This window comes from Pseudarthrobacter chlorophenolicus A6 (assembly GCF_000022025.1).
Taxonomy (GTDB): Bacteria; Actinomycetota; Actinomycetes; order Actinomycetales; family Micrococcaceae; genus Arthrobacter; species Arthrobacter chlorophenolicus.
This window is the reverse complement of the sequence record NC_011886.1, coordinates 2,658,954-2,674,612: the sequence shown is the minus strand read 5'-3', so window position 1 is coordinate 2,674,612 and position 15,659 is coordinate 2,658,954. Positions and strand designations below refer to the sequence as shown.

The window sequence follows — 15,659 nt, the reverse complement described above, 5'->3', positions numbered from 1 at the left end:
CAACCGGCGCGCAAAGGGCGCTGTCCATCCATTAAACAGAACTGCCCGGCCGGAGTCTGGTATTTCGACTCCGGCCGGGCAGCCTGCTGCCTACTTCCGTGCAAATGCCTGCTTCAGGAGAACGTCCTGCTCTGCAGCGTGCCGCTTCATGGAGCCGGCTGCCGTCGAGGCCGACGCGGGCCGGGAGACCAGGCGGACCCTGCGGTCAAGGGCATCCGGCAGGTTCAGGCCGATGAACGGCCACGGACCTTGGTTTGCGGGCTCGTCCTGGGCCCAGACAACCTCGGCGTTCGGGTACTTGGCAAGCTCGGCCGCAATGTCATCGCTGGGCAGCGGGTACAGCTGCTCCACGCGGACAATGGCGGTGGTCTTGTCGCCGGTCTTCTGCCGGGTGGACAGAAGATCGTAGTACAGGCGGCCGGACACCAGGAGGACGCGTTCGACGGCGTTCGCATCCAGGTGCTCGTGCTCGGCGATCACAGGACGGAAGGTACCGGTGGTGAAGTCCTCGACGGAGGACGCGGCGGCCTTCAGGCGCAGGAGCTGCTTGGGGGTGAAGATGATCAGCGGCTTCCGCGGCCGGCTGTACGCCTGGCGGCGCAGCAGGTGGAAGTGCGATGCGGCGGTGGTGGGGTTGGCCACGATCATGTTCTGCTCGGCGCACATCTGGAGGAAACGCTCAATGCGGGCGGACGAGTGGTCCGGCCCCTGGCCCTCGTAGCCGTGCGGCAGCATGAGCACCAGCGATGAGCGCTGGCCCCACTTCTGCTCTGCCGATGAGATGAACTCGTCGATGATGGTCTGCGCGCCGTTGACGAAGTCGCCGAACTGCGCCTCCCAGAGGACCAGTGCATCCGGACGCTCCACCGAGTAGCCGTATTCGAAGCCCATGGCCGCGTATTCGGAGAGCAGTGAATCGTAGATCCACAGCTTGGCCTGGTCATCGGACAGGTTGCCCAGGGGCAGCCATTCGTTGCCGTTGGCGCGGTCGTGGAACACGGCGTGGCGCTGAACGAAGGTGCCGCGGCGGGAGTCCTGGCCGGCCAGCCGGACGGGGACGCCTTCCATGATCAGGGAGCCGAAAGCTGCGATTTCGCCGAAGCCCCAGTCGATGCCGCCTTCGCGGGACATCTGCTCGCGCTTCTCCAGCAGCTGCTTCAGCTTGGCGTGCACCGTGAAGCCGTCGGGGATCTCGACGTGTGCCTTGCCGATGCGGGCCAGGGTGTCCGCAGAGATCGCGGTGTTGGCCGGTGCGTTCGTGCCGAAATCGGACTGCTGGGCGATGGGCCGCTCGATGTCCGAGACCGCCGCAGAGTCAGCGGTGACGATCGGAATCGGGGACGTCTGCGCTGCGTGGGTCTCTGCGAAGACGCGTTCCAGCCGTTCCTGGTAGTCGCGGAGCAGCTGCTCTGCTTCTTCCTCGGTGATGTCGCCGCGGCCGATGAGGGCCTCGGTGTACAGCTTGCGGACGGAGCGCTTGGCTTCGATCAGGTTGTACATCATCGGCTGGGTCATCGAAGGGTCGTCGCCTTCGTTGTGCCCGCGGCGGCGGTAGCACACCATGTCGATGACAACGTCCTTGTGGAAGCGCTGGCGGAACTCGTAAGCGAGCTGGCCGATGCGGACCACGGCCTCGGGGTCGTCGCCGTTGACGTGGAACACCGGTGCCTGGATCATCTTGGCGACGTCCGTGGAGTAGGTGGACGAACGCGATGACGACGGCGCGGTGGTGAACCCGACCTGGTTGTTGACCACCACGTGGATAGTGCCGCCGGTGCGGTAGCCGCGGAGCTGCGACAGGTTCAGCGTCTCGGCGACAACGCCCTGGCCGGCGAACGCAGCGTCACCGTGAACCATGATGGGCAGGACGGGGAAAGCCTCGCCCTGATCCAGGCGGTCCTGCTTGGCGCGCACGATGCCTTCGAGGACGGAGTCCACGGCTTCAAGGTGGGACGGGTTCGCGGCCAGGTAGACCTTGGTCTCGTTGCCGTTTTCCGACGTGAAGGTCCCCTCGGTGCCGAGGTGGTACTTGACGTCGCCCGAGCCCTGCACGGAGCGGGGGTCCTGGGTACCTTCAAATTCGCGGAACACCTGGGCGTAGGTCTTGCCGGCAATGTTGGTCAGGACGTTGAGGCGGCCGCGGTGGGCCATGCCGATGGCAACCTCGTCAAGGCCGTCGTCGGCCGCTTCCGAGATCACGGCGTCGAGCAGCGGAATCAGTGATTCGCCCCCTTCGAGGGAGAAGCGCTTCTGCCCGACGAACTTGGTCTGCAGGAAGGTCTCGAAGGCCTCTGCGGCGTTGAGCCGGGACACAATCCGGAGCTGCTCTTCACGGCTGGGCTTCGAGTAGGGGTGCTCGAGCTGGTCCTGGAACCACTTGCGTTCTTCCGGCTCCTGGATGTGCATGTATTCGATGCCGGTGGTGCGGCAGTAGGCGTCGCGGAGGACACCCAGGATGTCGCGGAACTTCAGCATCGGCTTGCCGCCGAAACCGCCCGTGGGCCACTCCCGGTCCAGGTCCCACAGGGTCAGGCCGTAGGTCAGGACGTCGAGGTCGGGGTGCTTGCGCTGCACGTACTCCAGCGGATCGGTGTCGGCCATCAGGTGGCCGCGCACGCGGAAGGAGTGGATCAGCTGCTGGATCCGGGCAACCTTGTTGATCTCGTCGGCCGGATCGACCTGCAGGTCGGGGCTCCACCGTACGGGCTCGTAGGGGATGCGGAGTGCTTCGAAGATCTCGTCGTAGAAGTTCTGCGCACCCAGCAGCAGCTGGTGGACCAGCTTGAGGAACTCGCCGCTGCCGGCGCCCTGGATGACGCGGTGGTCGTACGTCGAGGTCAGGGTGAGGACCTTGCTGATGGCGTTCTGGGCGATGATCTTTTCGCTGGCACCCTGGAACTCGGCGGGGTAGTCGAGGGCGCCGACGCCGATGATGGCGGCCTGGCCCTTGGAAAGGCGCGGGACCGAGTGCACGGTGCCGATGCCGCCCGGGTTCGTCAGGGACACAGTGGTGCCCTGGTGGTCATCGGCCGTGAGCTTGCCGTTGCGGGCACGCTTGATCAGGTCCTCATAGGTGTGCCAGAACTCGGCGAAGTTGAGGGTTTCGGCCTTCTTGATGTTGGGGACCATCAGCAGCCGGGTGCCGTCAGGCTTGGGCATGTCGATGGCGATGCCGAAGTTGACGTGCGCCGGCTGGACTGCGACGGGCTTGCCGTCCACCTCGTCGTAGTACACGTTCATGGACGGGAACTGGGACAGGGCGCGGATCACGGCGTAGCCGATGAGGTGCGTGAAGGAGACCTTGCCGCCGCGGGCACGGGCAAGGTTCGAGTTGATGACCACGCGGTTGTCGATCAGCAGCTTCGCCGGGATGGCGCGCACGCTGGTGGCGGTGGGAACTTCGAGGCTGGTGACCATGTTGGTGGCGATGGCCTTGGCCGGTCCGCGGAGGACGGAGACGACGTCCTCTTCCGGAGCGGTGGGTGCCTTGACGTTCTTCGGCAGCTGGGCCGGAATGGGCTGGGCTCCGGCGGCGGGCTTCCTGCCGCCGTCGCGCGCTTCCGTGGCAGGCGCCTTCTTCGCAGGTGCCGGTGCTGAGGGTGCTGCCGCCGGTGCTGCTGCGGGCGCAGGCGGCGCGGCGGCCGGCGACTGTGCCGGTGCTGCAGGTGCCGCGTTCACGATAGGCATCTTGGTTGTGGGAGGGTTCGCTGCGGCATTCGCCGAGTGTCCGTTGGAAGAAGAACTGCTGCCTGAGTCGAACGATTCAAACAGCGGCCACCACTTGGCATCCACAGCGTTCTTGTCCTGCTGATACTGCTCGTACAGTTCATCAACGAGCCACTCGTTCCCGCCAAATTCCTCTGGTAGACGGTGGCTTGGCTGCTCTGGCACTTGAAATACGCCTCTTCCATGAGTTTGATTTCTCTGCCGGCCATACGGTGCTACAGCACTCTGACGGACCGGTTTCCCTGAGTCCTCTGAACCCAGACCTCTGCAAGTCTAGTAACCCCAATGTGGTATCTGCCAATAAGGGTGACCCAAATCATGAAGTGACGTTCGGACCGTTGATTATGGCGGCTGGAAGAGACCCCGGACGGCCTCCCCGGGTATGGGGATCGGGAGTCCGCTGCCGGTGCCGGGGAACGGGCCGGGGACAGGCGCTCCTGTAGACTGAAATCCTTATGGACAGTAAATCTAGGTGCCGGCCTGGGGGCTGTCAGCGGAGCAGGAACCACAGCGCCGCACAGCCCACCCGCAGAGCCGGCAAACCCCGAACACGCGCCCATCATCTGCTGTCGGCATCCCCGGTCGAAATTCCCGGGGGCAGGGCATCCGCCGACCACCCGCCGCCGGTCCGCTACCCCAGCCCCCTGATCACCGGACGCCTGTCCGGCCCGGCGGGGTGCTGAATGGAGTGGCTACTCCTGGCGGCAGGGCTCCTGCTGATCGCCGGCACAGGCTTTTTCGTCGCCGTCGAATTCTCCCTGATTGCCCTCGACCAGCCCACGGTCCAGCGGGCTGTCGACGCCGGTGACGCCGGCGCCGTTCCCCTCCTTACCTGCCTCAAATCGCTCTCCACACAGCTCTCCAGCTGCCAGTTGGGCATCACCCTCACCACCCTGCTCACCGGCTACGTCATGGAACCATCGGTGGGCCGCCTCCTGGAGGGGCCGCTGACGGCCCTTGGCCTGCCGGAGGTAGCTGCAGCATCAATTTCGCTGATCCTCGCCATGGTGCTGGCAACCCTGTTGTCGATGCTCCTTGGCGAACTCGTTCCCAAGAACATGGCCATCGCGTTGTCCTTCCCCGTCGGCAAAGCCCTGGCCAGGCCGCAACTGATCTTCACCGCGGTCTTCAGGCCGGCCATCGTGGTCCTCAACGGCTTTTCCAACCGGGTGCTCCACATCTTCGGGCTCGAAGCCAAGGAAGAGCTCTCCGGCGCGCGCACGCCGTCCGAGCTGGCGTCACTGGTGCGCCGCTCGGCTGCGATGGGAACGCTCGACGCCGGTACGGCCAACTTCGTGTCCCGCACCTTGAATTTTTCCTCCAGGACCGCGGCCGACGTCATGACGCCGCGCATCCGGGTGGAAATGATCGACGCGGACCAGCCGGTCTCCGACATCGTTGACGCGGCGCGCCGTACGGGATACTCACGGTTCCCCGTGATCGGCGACTCTGCGGACGACATCAAAGGCCTGGTCCACGTCAAGAAGGCCGTGGCCGTGCCCTCGGACAGGCGGCACAAGCTGGAAGCCGGTGCCATCATGACCGAAGTCCTCAGGGTTCCCGAGACCATCCACCTTGACGCCCTGCTGGCGGAACTCCGCGAAGGCAACCTCCAGCTGGCGGTGGTCCTCGACGAATACGGCGGCACCGCCGGCATTGCCACGCTCGAAGACCTGGTCGAGGAAATTGTGGGCGAGGTAGCCGACGAACACGACAAGGTGCGCCCGGGGCTGCTGCAGAGCGCCTCCGGGGACTGGTATTTCCCGGGACTCCTTCGCCCGGACGAGTTGTCCGAGCAGATCCCGGGCCTGACCGTCCCGGACGAAGCAGCCTACGAAACCGTGGGAGGCTACGTGATGAGCAAACTGGGCAGGATCGCGGCGGTAGGGGACACGGTGGCCGTGGACGGCGGCACGCTGAGCGTTACCCGGATGGACGGGCGCCGCATCGACCGTATCTGCTTCCGGCCGGCTGCCCCTGAGCCGGACGGCAACAACGACGGGAGCCCATCATGAGCGACTGGGCCGGCATCGTCTGGCTGGCGTTCCTGCTGCTCGGCAACGCGTTCTTCGTGGCGGCCGAGTTCGCCATCATGTCCGCCCGGCGCAGCCAGATCGAACCCTTGGCGGAGGCCGGGTCGAAGCGGGCCCAAACCACCCTGAAGGCGATGGAGAACGTCTCGCTGATGCTGGCCTGCGCGCAGCTTGGCATCACGGTGTGCTCGCTGCTGATCCTGCTGGTGGCCGAGCCTGCGATCCACCACCTCCTGGCCGCGCCGCTGGAGCTGGTGGGCCTGCCCGTGGAAGTGGCCGATGTTGCCGCGTTCGCTGTGGCCCTGATGTTCGTCACGTTCCTGCACGTCACCTTTGGCGAGATGGTGCCCAAGAACATCTCGGTATCGGTCGCTGACAAGGCGGCGATGTTCCTGGCCCCGCCGCTGGTCTTCGTGGCACGGCTGGTCCACCCCGTCATCTCGGTGCTGAACTGGTCGGCGAACCATATCCTCAAGCTGTTGCGGATCGAGCCCAAGGACGAGGTCAACTCGTCCTTCACGCTCGAGGAGGTCCAGTCCATCGTGCAGGAATCCACCCGGCACGGACTGGTGGACGACGACGCCGGCCTGATCACCGGCGCCCTTGAGTTCTCCGAATACACGGCTGGAGACATCATGGTTCCGCTGGACAGCCTGGTCATGCTCAAGGCTGCGACTACTCCGGTGGAGTTTGAAAAGGCTGTCAGCCGCACGGGTTTTTCCCGGTTCCCCATGCTGGATGAGGACGATCTCCTGTATGGCTACCTGCACGTCAAGGATGTGCTGTCCATCCCTCCGACGGCGTACGAGCTGCCCATTGCGGAAAGCCGCGTCCGTTCCCTGGCCAACCTGGCCCTGGGCGATGAAATCGAAAAGGCCATGTCCGTCATGCAGCGGACCGGCTCGCACCTTGCCCGCGTCATCGGCAAGGACGGCAATACCCAGGGCATCCTGTTCCTCGAGGATGTCATTGAACAACTCGTCGGCGAGATCCGGGACGCTACCCAGGCCACCGGCATCCGACGGCTGGGGCAACCCAACGGGGGATAGGCAGCGCAGTGCCATTGAGTCCGGTCCCCGGCGGCGGCTCGGGGCCGGGCTTACCCGAACCTAAATAGGAATGATTCCCATTTAGGTATAAGCTGGGCATCTGTCGTTCCCCTCCCCAGTGAACCGAGGTTTTCCGTGCGCCGCTCTGCCGTCCGTCCGTCCCTGGCCGCCCTTGCCGGACTTGGCCTGCTGCTCTCCGGATGCAGCGCCCAGCCGGACAGCGCTTCGCCCGGGACGCAGTCCAACGAGGCTGGAATCAATGTTGTTGCCTCCACCAACGTCTACGGCGACATCGCGTCGTCAGTGGGTGGCGACAAGGTCAGCGTGACCTCGATCGTCACCAAGACCAGCCAGGACCCGCACTCCTACGAGGCCACCGCCCAGGACCGGCTGGCTGTCTCCAAGGCCGACCTGGTGATCACCAACGGCGGCGGGTACGACGACTTCATGAATACCCTGGTGGACGGGAGCAAGCTCGACGCCGGAAACGTGCTGGACGCCGTCGAACTTTCCGGGCTGGAGCACGCCGGCGAGGAGGCAGAGCCCTCCGCCAGCGCCGATGCCGCGGCAGGAGACCACGGACACGACCATGGCGAGTTCAACGAACACGTCTGGTACAGCCTGCATGCCATGGAGCACCTCGCCGATGAGCTGGAAGCCAAACTGTCGGCACGGGAGCCGGAATCCGCGCAGGAGTTCAAGGCCAACGCGGCCTCGTTCAAGTCGTCGCTGGAGGAACTGCACGGAAAGCTGGACACCCTGAAGGCGTCAGGGGGCGGAGCCCAGGTGGCTGTCACGGAACCCGTGCCGCTCTACCTTTTGGAAGATGCGGGCCTGGTCAACGCCACCCCGGCGGACTACACCGCTGCCATCGAGGAAGGCACGGACGTGCCGCCCGCCGTCCTCAGGGCGGCCACGGACCTGGTGTCCGGCAAGTCCGTACGGATGCTCGCCTACAACGAACAGACCGAAGGGCCACAGACCGAGGCCCTGAAGAAGGCAGCGGAGGCGGCCGGCGTCCCGGTGGTGGACTTTAACGAAACCCTCCCCGAGGGCAAGACGTACCTGCAGTGGATGACGGACAATGTGGACAACATCAGCACTATCCTGGAGAGCAAATAGGTGGAACCAGCGGTCAGCCTTACCGGAGCGTCCCTGAAGTTCGGCGAGCGGACGCTCTGGGAGGACCTCGACCTGGACATCAATCCCGGCGAGTTCTTTGCGGTCCTCGGACCCAACGGCAGCGGTAAAACGAGCTTCCTCAAGGTCCTGCTCGGCCTCCAAAACCTCCACCGCGGCACCGTCGATATCGGCGGCAGGCCCGTGGAGCGTGGCAGCAGGCTGATTGGATACGTCCCGCAACAAAAATCCTTTGCTCCCGACACTCCCATGCGCGCCCGCGACCTGGTGGGACTGGGCGTGGACGGTCACCGCTGGGGGCTGCGGCTCCCGTCGGCAAAGACCAGCCGGCAGATCGACGGGCTCCTGGAGCTGGTGGGTGCGGCCGACTACGCGAAGGTGCCGGTAGGCCAGCTCTCCGGCGGCGAGCAGCAACGGCTGCGGGTGGCCCAGGCCCTTGCCTCGGATCCCCAGGTGCTCCTGTGCGACGAACCGCTCCTCTCACTCGACCTGCACCACCAGCAGGCAGTCAGCGCCCTGATCAACAACCAGTGCCGCGAACGCAACAGCGCCGTGGTGTTCGTAACCCACGAAATCAACCCGATCATCGATTATGTGGACAGGGTGCTTTACCTGGCCGGCGGCCGGTTCAGGGTGGGAACGCCCGAAGACGTCATGACCACCGAGGTGCTGTCCGACCTTTACGGCAGCCACGTTGAAGTCATCCGCGCCAACGGCCGGCTGGTGGTGGTGGGACTTCCTGACGCCACCACCCACCACCATGCCGAACCGCATGCACTCGCCGGCGAGGTTGCCTGATGGACATGGACAGCATCCTCGGAGCCATTTTCAACTTCGACAACTACGGTGAGCTGCTGGTCCTGGTGCAGAACTCCATCTGGGCCGGAGCCATCCTGGGACTTCTGGGCGGCCTGGTGGGAACCTTCGTCATGAAACGGGACCTCGCCTTCGCGGTGCACGGCATTTCCGAGCTGTCCTTCGCCGGTGCGGCCTTCGCGCTCCTCATCGGCGCGGACATCGTTTTCGGTTCCCTCGTGGGCTCCGTGGCCGCGGCGCTGCTGCTGGGGCTGATGGGCGTCAGGGCACGCGACAAGAACTCCATCATCGGCGTCATCATGCCTTTCGGGCTCGGCCTGGGAATCCTCTTCCTGTCCCTTTATGAGGGCCGCGCCGCCAACAAATTCGGGCTGCTGACCGGCCAGATCGTATCCGTCGACACCGTCCAGCTCCAGGCACTGGCAGGCACCGCCGTGGTGGTCATGATTGCGCTGGTTGCCATGTGGCGGCCGCTGAACTTCGCGAGCGTGGATCCCGAGCTTGCCGAGGCGCGGGGTGTACCGGTGCGGACCCTGGCCATCGTCTTCATGGTCCTGCTGGGAGTCAGTGTGGCGCTGTCCATCCAGGTGGTGGGCGCCCTGCTGGTGCTGGCCCTGCTGATTACGCCTGCGGCGGCCGCGCTTCGGGTGGCATCTTCCCCGGCAGCCGTGGTGGCCCTGAGTGTGGCCTTCGCTGTGACGGCGACGGTGGGCGGAATCCTGCTGGCCCTCGGCGGGCGGATTCCCATCAGCCCGTATGTGACCACGTTGTCGTTCCTGATTTATGTGGTGTGCCGCGTCATCGGGTCGGTGCGGCAGCGCAGGGGCATCAACGGGCGGGTCCTGCAGCCGCGCTGACGGGATTCGGCCGGAAAGCCTCCCGTCCTAGAGCCGCCCGGCGGCCTTGAGCGCGGTGCAGTCCGGGCAGAGGCCAAAGATTTCCACGGTGTGCGCCACCTCGGTGAAGCCGTGCTCGGCAGCGGTGCGGGCAGCCCACGTTTCGACGGCGGGCGCCTCCACCTCCACGGCCTTGCCGCAGTTGCGGCACAGCAGGTGGTGGTGGTGCCCCGTGACGGCACAGCGCCGGTAGACAGCCTCGCCCTCGCCGTTGCGCAGCACGTCCACCAGTCCCTCGTCCGCAAGCGACTGGAGGATGCGGTAGGCGGTTGCCAGGGATACCGAGACGCCCTGGTTCTGCAGGATCCGGTACAGCTCCTGGGTGCTGACGAAGTCGTCCAGGTCGTCCAGTGCCGCGCTGACCGCGAGGCGCTGCTTGGTGACGCGCTGTTCCTTGCCGGCGCCCGCAGCCGGGGCGGGCGGGGTGGAATCAGCCTTGGCGCCGAGCGGCATGGATGAACTCGCTTCCGTGGTGTTGGTGGCAACGATCAAGATTACCAGCCGGAGCTCCGTGGACACCCTTCCGGGGCCCGCCCTAGGCTGGCGCTATGAAGCTGACGAAATACACCCATGCCTGTGTCCGCCTCGAGAAGGACAACCGGGTCCTGGTGATCGACCCCGGCAACTTTTCCGAAACCGGGGAAGCACTGGCCGGTGCGGAAACGGTGCTGGTGACCCACGAACACGCTGACCATATCGACGTCGATGCTGTGGCGGATGCCCTGCGCAGCAACAGCGGGTTATCGCTGTATGCGCCGGCGGGCGTCGCAGCCCGGATGCGCTCCGAAACCGGGGATGCCCAGGACCGGATCCACACGGTGGAACCAGGAGCGTCCTTCCAGGCAGCCGGATTCGATATCCGGAGCTTTGGCGGCCAGCATGCGCTGATCCACCCGCAGATTCCCGTGGTGGCAAACATCGGCTTCCTGCTGGACGAAAACCTGTACCACCCGGGGGACTCCTTCATCATCCCTGACGGCATCAGTGTGAAGACCCTTCTGGTTCCGCTGCACGCACCGTGGAGCAAGGCCGGCGAGGTAGTGGATTTTGTGGTGGGCGTGCGCGCGCCGAAAGCCTTCCAGATCCATGACGGATTGCTCAATGACAATGGCCTGAAGATCGTGGAGGCCCATGTTAAGCGGATCGGTGCAAAGTATGGCACCGACTACGCCCACCTGGATGCGGGGGAATCGGTGGAAATCTAGGCTGCCGTCCAGCGGCCGGTCTCGAAGAACTCCGCAATGACCGCTTCCCACGGCGCGGGTTCCAGGCCCCGGGAGGCCAGCCACTGGGCGTTGTGGTAACTGCCCGCGTAGCGTTCGCCGCCGTCGCACATCAGAGAGACGACGCTGCCGCGGCGGCCGTCAGCCACCATCTCCGCGACGAGCTGCCACACGCCCCAGAGATTCGTACCCGTTGAAGGGCCGGCGTGGAGCCCGGCGAGGGACCGGAGATGCCGCATGGCAGCGACGGACGCCGCGTCCGGGACCTGGACCATCCGGTCGATCACTGACGGCACGAAACTCGGTTCCATGCGCGGCCGTCCGATGCCTTCGATGCGGGACGGCAGCCCCGTGGCGGGGACTGTGGCGCCGGTCCCTTCTCCAAGCCACCCCGGGTAGAAGGCTGAATTCTCGGGATCCACCACCAGCAGCTGCGTGGGATGGCTGTGGTACCGGAGGTAACGGCCGATGGTGGCACTGGTGCCTCCTGTTCCGGCTCCCACCACGATCCAGTCCGGCACCGGATGCTCTTCCCGGCTGAGCTGGCCGAAGATGGACTCGGCGATGTTGTTATTGCCGCGCCAGTCCGTAGCCCGCTCGGCGTACGTGAACTGGTCCATGTAGTGCCCGTTGGAAGTGGCGGCCACCTCTTCCGCCGCCGAGTACACGTCGGAGGCGTGATCCACCAGGAGGCAGGAACCGCCGAACTGTTCGATCAGTGCGATCTTTTCCGGGCTGGTACTGCGGGCCATGACCGCGATGAACGGCAGCCCGAGCAGCTGGGCGAAGTAGGCCTCGGAGACGGCGGTGCTGCCGCTGGAGGCCTCGACGATGGTGGTACCGGAACGGATCCAGCCGTTGACCAGGCCGAAGAGGAAGAGGGAACGTGCCAAGCGGTGCTTCAGGCTGCCTGACCTGTGCGTGGACTCATCCTTCAGGTAAAGCTGGACGCCCCAGTGCTCAGGCAGCGGAATGGCATAGAGATGGGTGTCGGCGGAACGGTTGTTCTCCGCCGTGATCCTGCGGATCGCGTGGTCGGCCCACTCCCGGTCCTGCCGCCCGCGGCCGCTCCCGTCCGCATTCCTGCTCCCGCTGTCCGCGGTGCCCCCGCCGCCCGCGTTGCCGCCGTCGGCATTGCCGTTGTATCCGTTTGCCACCGCACCAGCCTACCCGTGGACGGGAGCGCACCGGCCTAGAGTGGAAGCACAATGGCAACCACCCAAGGAGAACGATGAATCCCCTCATGGACGTGGCCCGGCTTACGGGGCTCCTCGCGGAAGGCCGGCGCACCGTGCTGCTGGACGTGCGGTGGGCGCTGGGGGATCCGCACGGCAGGGACCACTACCTCGCAGGCCACTTGCCCGGCGCCGTGTTCGTGGACCTGGCCACGGAACTTGCTGCCCACGCAGAGCCCCGGCGGGGGAGGCACCCCCTGCCCGCGCCGGCGGACTTCCAGGCGTCTGCCCGCGGCTGGGGGATCAACGACGGCGACGTGGTGGTGGCCTACGACGACACCGGAAACATGGCTGCCGCCAGGGCGTGGTGGATGCTGCGCAACGCCGGGTTCCCCGAGGCATACCTGCTCGACGGCGGCCTGGCCGCCTGGCGGGCCGCCGGCCTGGCGGTCGAAACGGGACCGGTGCAGCCGGTACCGGGGAACGTGGCCCTGGGCGACGGCGCCATGCCCGTGGCCGACGCCGGTGCTGCCGCCACCTGGGCGGAGAGCGGGCTCCTGCTCGATGCGCGGGCAGGGGAGCGGTACCGCGGCGAGGTTGAGCCGGTGGACCCGCGTGCCGGGCACATCCCAGGCGCCGTCAGCGCGCCGACGTCGGAGAACATCGATGAATTGGGCATATTCCTGCCGGCTGACGCGCTGCGGAGCAGGTTCGAGGCGCTGGGCGTCCGGGAAGAGGTACCCGTGGCCGTGTACTGCGGCTCCGGTGTGACCGCCGCGCACCAGGTGGCCGCGCTGGCCGCCGCGGGATTTGCGGCGGCGCTGTACCCGGGCTCGTTCTCGGAGTGGTCGAACCACCCGGACCTCCCCGTGGCCACAGGCCCCGAAGCCGGAAGTAGCGCCCGGGAGCCGGCTGGAAACGGCGCCGCCGGCAAGGGTAGCGTCGCACTATGACCCCAGGACGCCCCGTTCCCCCGCCCCTTGCCAAACCTGTCGAACCCGTTGCCGGCCTTCCCGGCGGCGGCCTCCCCGCCAGCGGTGCCGCCGGGCTGCTGGCTGCAGCCCGCGGAGCCGTCTCTCCGGACAGTGGCCTGGTCCCGCTGACCGTTGCCCGCCGTGCCCCCAAGACCGACGACGTCGAAATCGCCATCGAATTCTGCGGCCTCTGCCATTCCGACGTCCACGCCGCCCGGGGCGAGTGGGGCGGGCAAAACTACCCGCTGGTTCCCGGCCACGAGATTGTGGGACGGGTCAGCCGCATCGGTGCCGGCGTCACGGACTTCGCCGTGGGTGACCGCGTGGGCGTCGGCTGCATCGTGGATTCCTGCCGGGAATGCGAAAGCTGCCTCGACGGCCTGGAGCAGTACTGCGAAAACGGCATGACCGGCACGTACGGTGCCACGGACCGCAGGAACGGGGACGCCGTAACCCAGGGCGGCTACTCCTCCTTGATCGTGGTGGACCGCCGGTACGTCCTCCGAGTCCCGGACGCACTGGACCCGGCTGCCGCCGCGCCGCTGCTCTGCGCCGGTGTGACCACTTACTCTCCGTTGCGTCACTTCGATGTTGAAGAAGGCGATGTAGTGGGTGTGGTGGGCCTGGGCGGACTCGGGCACATGGCGGTCAAACTCGCCAAGGCCATGGGTGCACGGGTGGTCGTTTTCACCACCTCGGAATCCAAGGTTGCCGCCGCACTGGACCTGGGAGCGGACGAGGTGGTCCTGTCCCGGGACGAGGACGCCATGGCGCGCGCCAACCGGACCATCGACGTCATCATTGATACCGTCGCGGCGCCGCACGACCTGAACTCACTGTTCCGTACCCTCCGCGTGGACGGCGCGCTGTTCCAGCTCGGCCTGCCGTCCGGGGAGATGCCTCCGGTCAATCCGCGGACCCTCATCCGCCGCCGCGTGGCCTATGCAGGCTCATTGATCGGCGGTATCGCAGAGACTCAGGAGATGCTGGACTTCTGCGCCGAACACGGCGTGCTGGCCGATATCGAAGTGGTCGGTGCGCACCAGCTTGATGAAGCCTACGACCGGATGGTTGCCGGCGACGTCAAGTACCGTTTCGTGCTGGACGCCGGAACCCTTCACTCACCCGCCAAGGAGGCAGACGTATGAGCACGCTTTTCACCAGGATCCTGAATGGCGAGATACCCGGCCGGTTTGTGTGGCGTGAGGACGGTGTCGGTGCCTTCCTCACCACCGGGCCCCTGGCCGACGGGCACACCCTGGTGGTTCCCACCGAGGAAGTGGACCGCTGGACGGACGCGTCGCCCGAGACGCTCGCGAAAGTCATGGAGGTGGCGCGGCGGATCGGCGCAGTCCAGGTGGACATCTTCGGCGCGAGCCGGGCCGGGCTGATCGTGGCCGGGTACGAGATCAACCACCTGCACGTCCACGTGTGGCCGTCACGGACCATGGCAGACTTCGACTTCGGGTCCGCGGACCAGAACCCGGACCCTGCCGTGCTCGATGCCAATGCCGCCAAACTCCGCGAGGGGCTCCGGGCTGCCGGGTACGGGGAGTTCGTCCCGGCCGATTAGGCCTTGCTGATTGCCGGCGCCATGTGCCGGCAATCAGCAGCCCGGTGGGCTCCGCTAGGCGCGGCGGGGCGTCATCGCCACCATGCCGGCGTAGGTGAAGCCTCCGCCGAACCCGAAGAGCAGTGCCGGGACGTCCGCCGGGATTTTGCCGGAGTGCCACCACTTGCTCAAGCCGAGCGGCACGCTGGCAGCAGACGTGTTGCCCGACTCTGTGACATCGGTGATGACAACGCGGTCCGTCATGCCCAGGGCCTCGGCGAGTGGTTCGATGATGCGGAGGTTGGCCTGGTGCGCGGCCAGTACCTGGATGTCGTCCAGCGTCAGGCCCGCGCGGGCCACGGTCTCGCGGGCGCGTTCCGGCGCCTTGGTGAGGGCCCAGCGGAGCACCTCGCGGCCGTTCTGGGCGAAGCGTCCCGAGGGCGGGGAAATCTTGACGGCGTCGGCCATGCCGATTTCGGAACCCCACACCACCGGGCCGATCCGCGGGGTGTTGGAAGGACGTACGACGGCGGCGCCCGCACCGTCGGCGGTGAGCACCGCCGTCGCGCGGTCCGTCCAGTCCGTCACCGCTGACAGGGTTTCGGCCCCCACCACGATCGCGTGGGACGCGCTTCCGGTGCGGATGGCCTGGTCGGCGATCCCCAGGGCGTATTCGAATCCCGAACAGGCCGTGTTGACGTCCATGATGGCTGGTCCCCGGCCGTCCCGTCCCAGCCCGAGGGCTGCTGACACCCGCCCGGCGGTATTGGGGGAGCGCTCGGCTGCCGTGGTGGTGGCTACGACGACGAGGTCGATGTTCGCAGCCGGGACGCCGGAGTCTTCCAGCGCCATCCGGGCGGCCGGAACGGCGAGGTCCACCACGGTTTCGCCCTCCGCGGCGATGCGCCTGGTGATGATGCCGGTACGCTGGCGGATCCATTCGTCGTTGGTGTCCATCATGCCTTCGAGTTCATGGTTGTCCATGACGCGCACCGGCTGTGCGTGGCCAAGGCCGGCTATCTCGGTGCCGGCAGGCCCGTGGGCAAGCGAAATCTCCATGGGGTTTCCTCTCGTG

13 protein-coding genes are annotated in these 15,659 nt (G+C 66.4%); 9 read left to right on the top strand and 4 right to left on the bottom strand.

All coding sequences use genetic code 11. From position 1 onward, the window contains the following. Positions 1-90: 90 nt before the first annotated feature. Positions 91-3,891, bottom strand: coding sequence for a multifunctional oxoglutarate decarboxylase/oxoglutarate dehydrogenase thiamine pyrophosphate-binding subunit/dihydrolipoyllysine-residue succinyltransferase subunit (locus ACHL_RS12020; RefSeq protein ID WP_015937556.1), 3,801 nt, complete (start codon positions 3,889-3,891; stop codon positions 91-93). Between the two features lie 518 nt (positions 3,892-4,409). Here ACHL_RS12020 and ACHL_RS12015 point away from each other — a divergent pair. The 5 genes from ACHL_RS12015 to ACHL_RS11995 all read left to right on the top strand — a co-directional run bounded on the left by ACHL_RS12015 (position 4,410) and on the right by ACHL_RS11995 (position 9,621). Then, positions 4,410-5,741, top strand: a complete 1,332-nt coding sequence (locus tag ACHL_RS12015; RefSeq protein WP_015937555.1) for a hemolysin family protein — start codon at positions 4,410-4,412, stop codon at positions 5,739-5,741. After that, positions 5,738-6,808: a hemolysin family protein gene (locus tag ACHL_RS12010; protein ID WP_015937554.1), complete on the top strand. Its 1,071-nt coding sequence runs from the start codon at positions 5,738-5,740 to the stop codon at positions 6,806-6,808. Before ACHL_RS12015 ends, ACHL_RS12010 begins: the two co-directional genes overlap by 4 nt. A gap of 135 nt (positions 6,809-6,943) precedes the next feature. Continuing rightward, positions 6,944-7,930: a metal ABC transporter solute-binding protein, Zn/Mn family gene (locus ACHL_RS12005; RefSeq protein ID WP_015937553.1), complete on the top strand. Its 987-nt coding sequence runs from the start codon at positions 6,944-6,946 to the stop codon at positions 7,928-7,930. Then, a complete protein-coding gene (locus ACHL_RS12000; RefSeq protein WP_015937552.1) occupies positions 7,931-8,746 on the top strand; it encodes a metal ABC transporter ATP-binding protein in 816 nt (271 codons plus the stop codon). Next, on the top strand, positions 8,746-9,621 hold the full coding sequence (locus ACHL_RS11995) for a metal ABC transporter permease (protein ID WP_015937551.1): 876 nt from the start codon (positions 8,746-8,748) through the stop codon (positions 9,619-9,621). Before ACHL_RS12000 ends, ACHL_RS11995 begins: the two co-directional genes overlap by 1 nt. A 27-nt stretch (positions 9,622-9,648) precedes the next feature. Here ACHL_RS11995 and ACHL_RS11990 read toward each other — a convergent pair whose 3' ends face one another. Beyond that, on the bottom strand, positions 9,649-10,113 hold the full coding sequence (locus ACHL_RS11990) for a Fur family transcriptional regulator (RefSeq protein ID WP_015937550.1): 465 nt from the start codon (positions 10,111-10,113) through the stop codon (positions 9,649-9,651). 95 nt (positions 10,114-10,208) lie between these two features. On the opposite strand from ACHL_RS11990, the gene ACHL_RS11985 reads away from it, so the two are divergent. After that, entirely contained in the window at positions 10,209-10,865 is a 657-nt protein-coding gene (locus ACHL_RS11985) for an MBL fold metallo-hydrolase (RefSeq protein WP_015937549.1), read from the top strand. Here ACHL_RS11985 and ACHL_RS11980 read toward each other — a convergent pair. After that, positions 10,862-11,911 carry a PLP-dependent cysteine synthase family protein gene (locus ACHL_RS11980; RefSeq protein ID WP_050767166.1) on the bottom strand — a complete coding sequence of 350 codons (1,050 nt, stop codon included), beginning with the start codon at positions 11,909-11,911 and terminating at the stop codon, positions 10,862-10,864. The genes ACHL_RS11985 and ACHL_RS11980 overlap by 4 nt on opposite strands. A gap of 203 nt (positions 11,912-12,114) precedes the next feature. Between ACHL_RS11980 and ACHL_RS11975 the strand changes: the two genes are divergently transcribed. Genes ACHL_RS11975 through ACHL_RS11965 form a run of 3 tightly spaced genes read left to right on the top strand, consistent with a single transcriptional unit; the run spans position 12,115 to position 14,605 of the window. Next, complete coding sequence (locus ACHL_RS11975; protein ID WP_015937547.1) at positions 12,115-13,011, top strand: sulfurtransferase; 897 nt, start codon at positions 12,115-12,117, stop codon at positions 13,009-13,011. Beyond that, positions 13,008-14,180, top strand: a complete 1,173-nt coding sequence (locus tag ACHL_RS11970) for an NAD(P)-dependent alcohol dehydrogenase (protein WP_015937546.1) — start codon at positions 13,008-13,010, stop codon at positions 14,178-14,180. Before ACHL_RS11975 ends, ACHL_RS11970 begins: the two co-directional genes overlap by 4 nt. Next, positions 14,177-14,605 carry an HIT family protein gene (locus ACHL_RS11965; RefSeq protein ID WP_015937545.1) on the top strand — a complete coding sequence of 143 codons (429 nt, stop codon included), beginning with the start codon at positions 14,177-14,179 and terminating at the stop codon, positions 14,603-14,605. The genes ACHL_RS11970 and ACHL_RS11965 overlap by 4 nt, the downstream gene beginning before the upstream one ends. A 54-nt stretch (positions 14,606-14,659) precedes the next feature. Here ACHL_RS11965 and ACHL_RS11960 read toward each other — a convergent pair whose 3' ends face one another. Then, a complete protein-coding gene (locus ACHL_RS11960) occupies positions 14,660-15,643 on the bottom strand; it encodes a beta-ketoacyl-ACP synthase III (RefSeq protein ID WP_015937544.1) in 984 nt (327 codons plus the stop codon). Positions 15,644-15,659 lie beyond the last annotated feature (16 nt).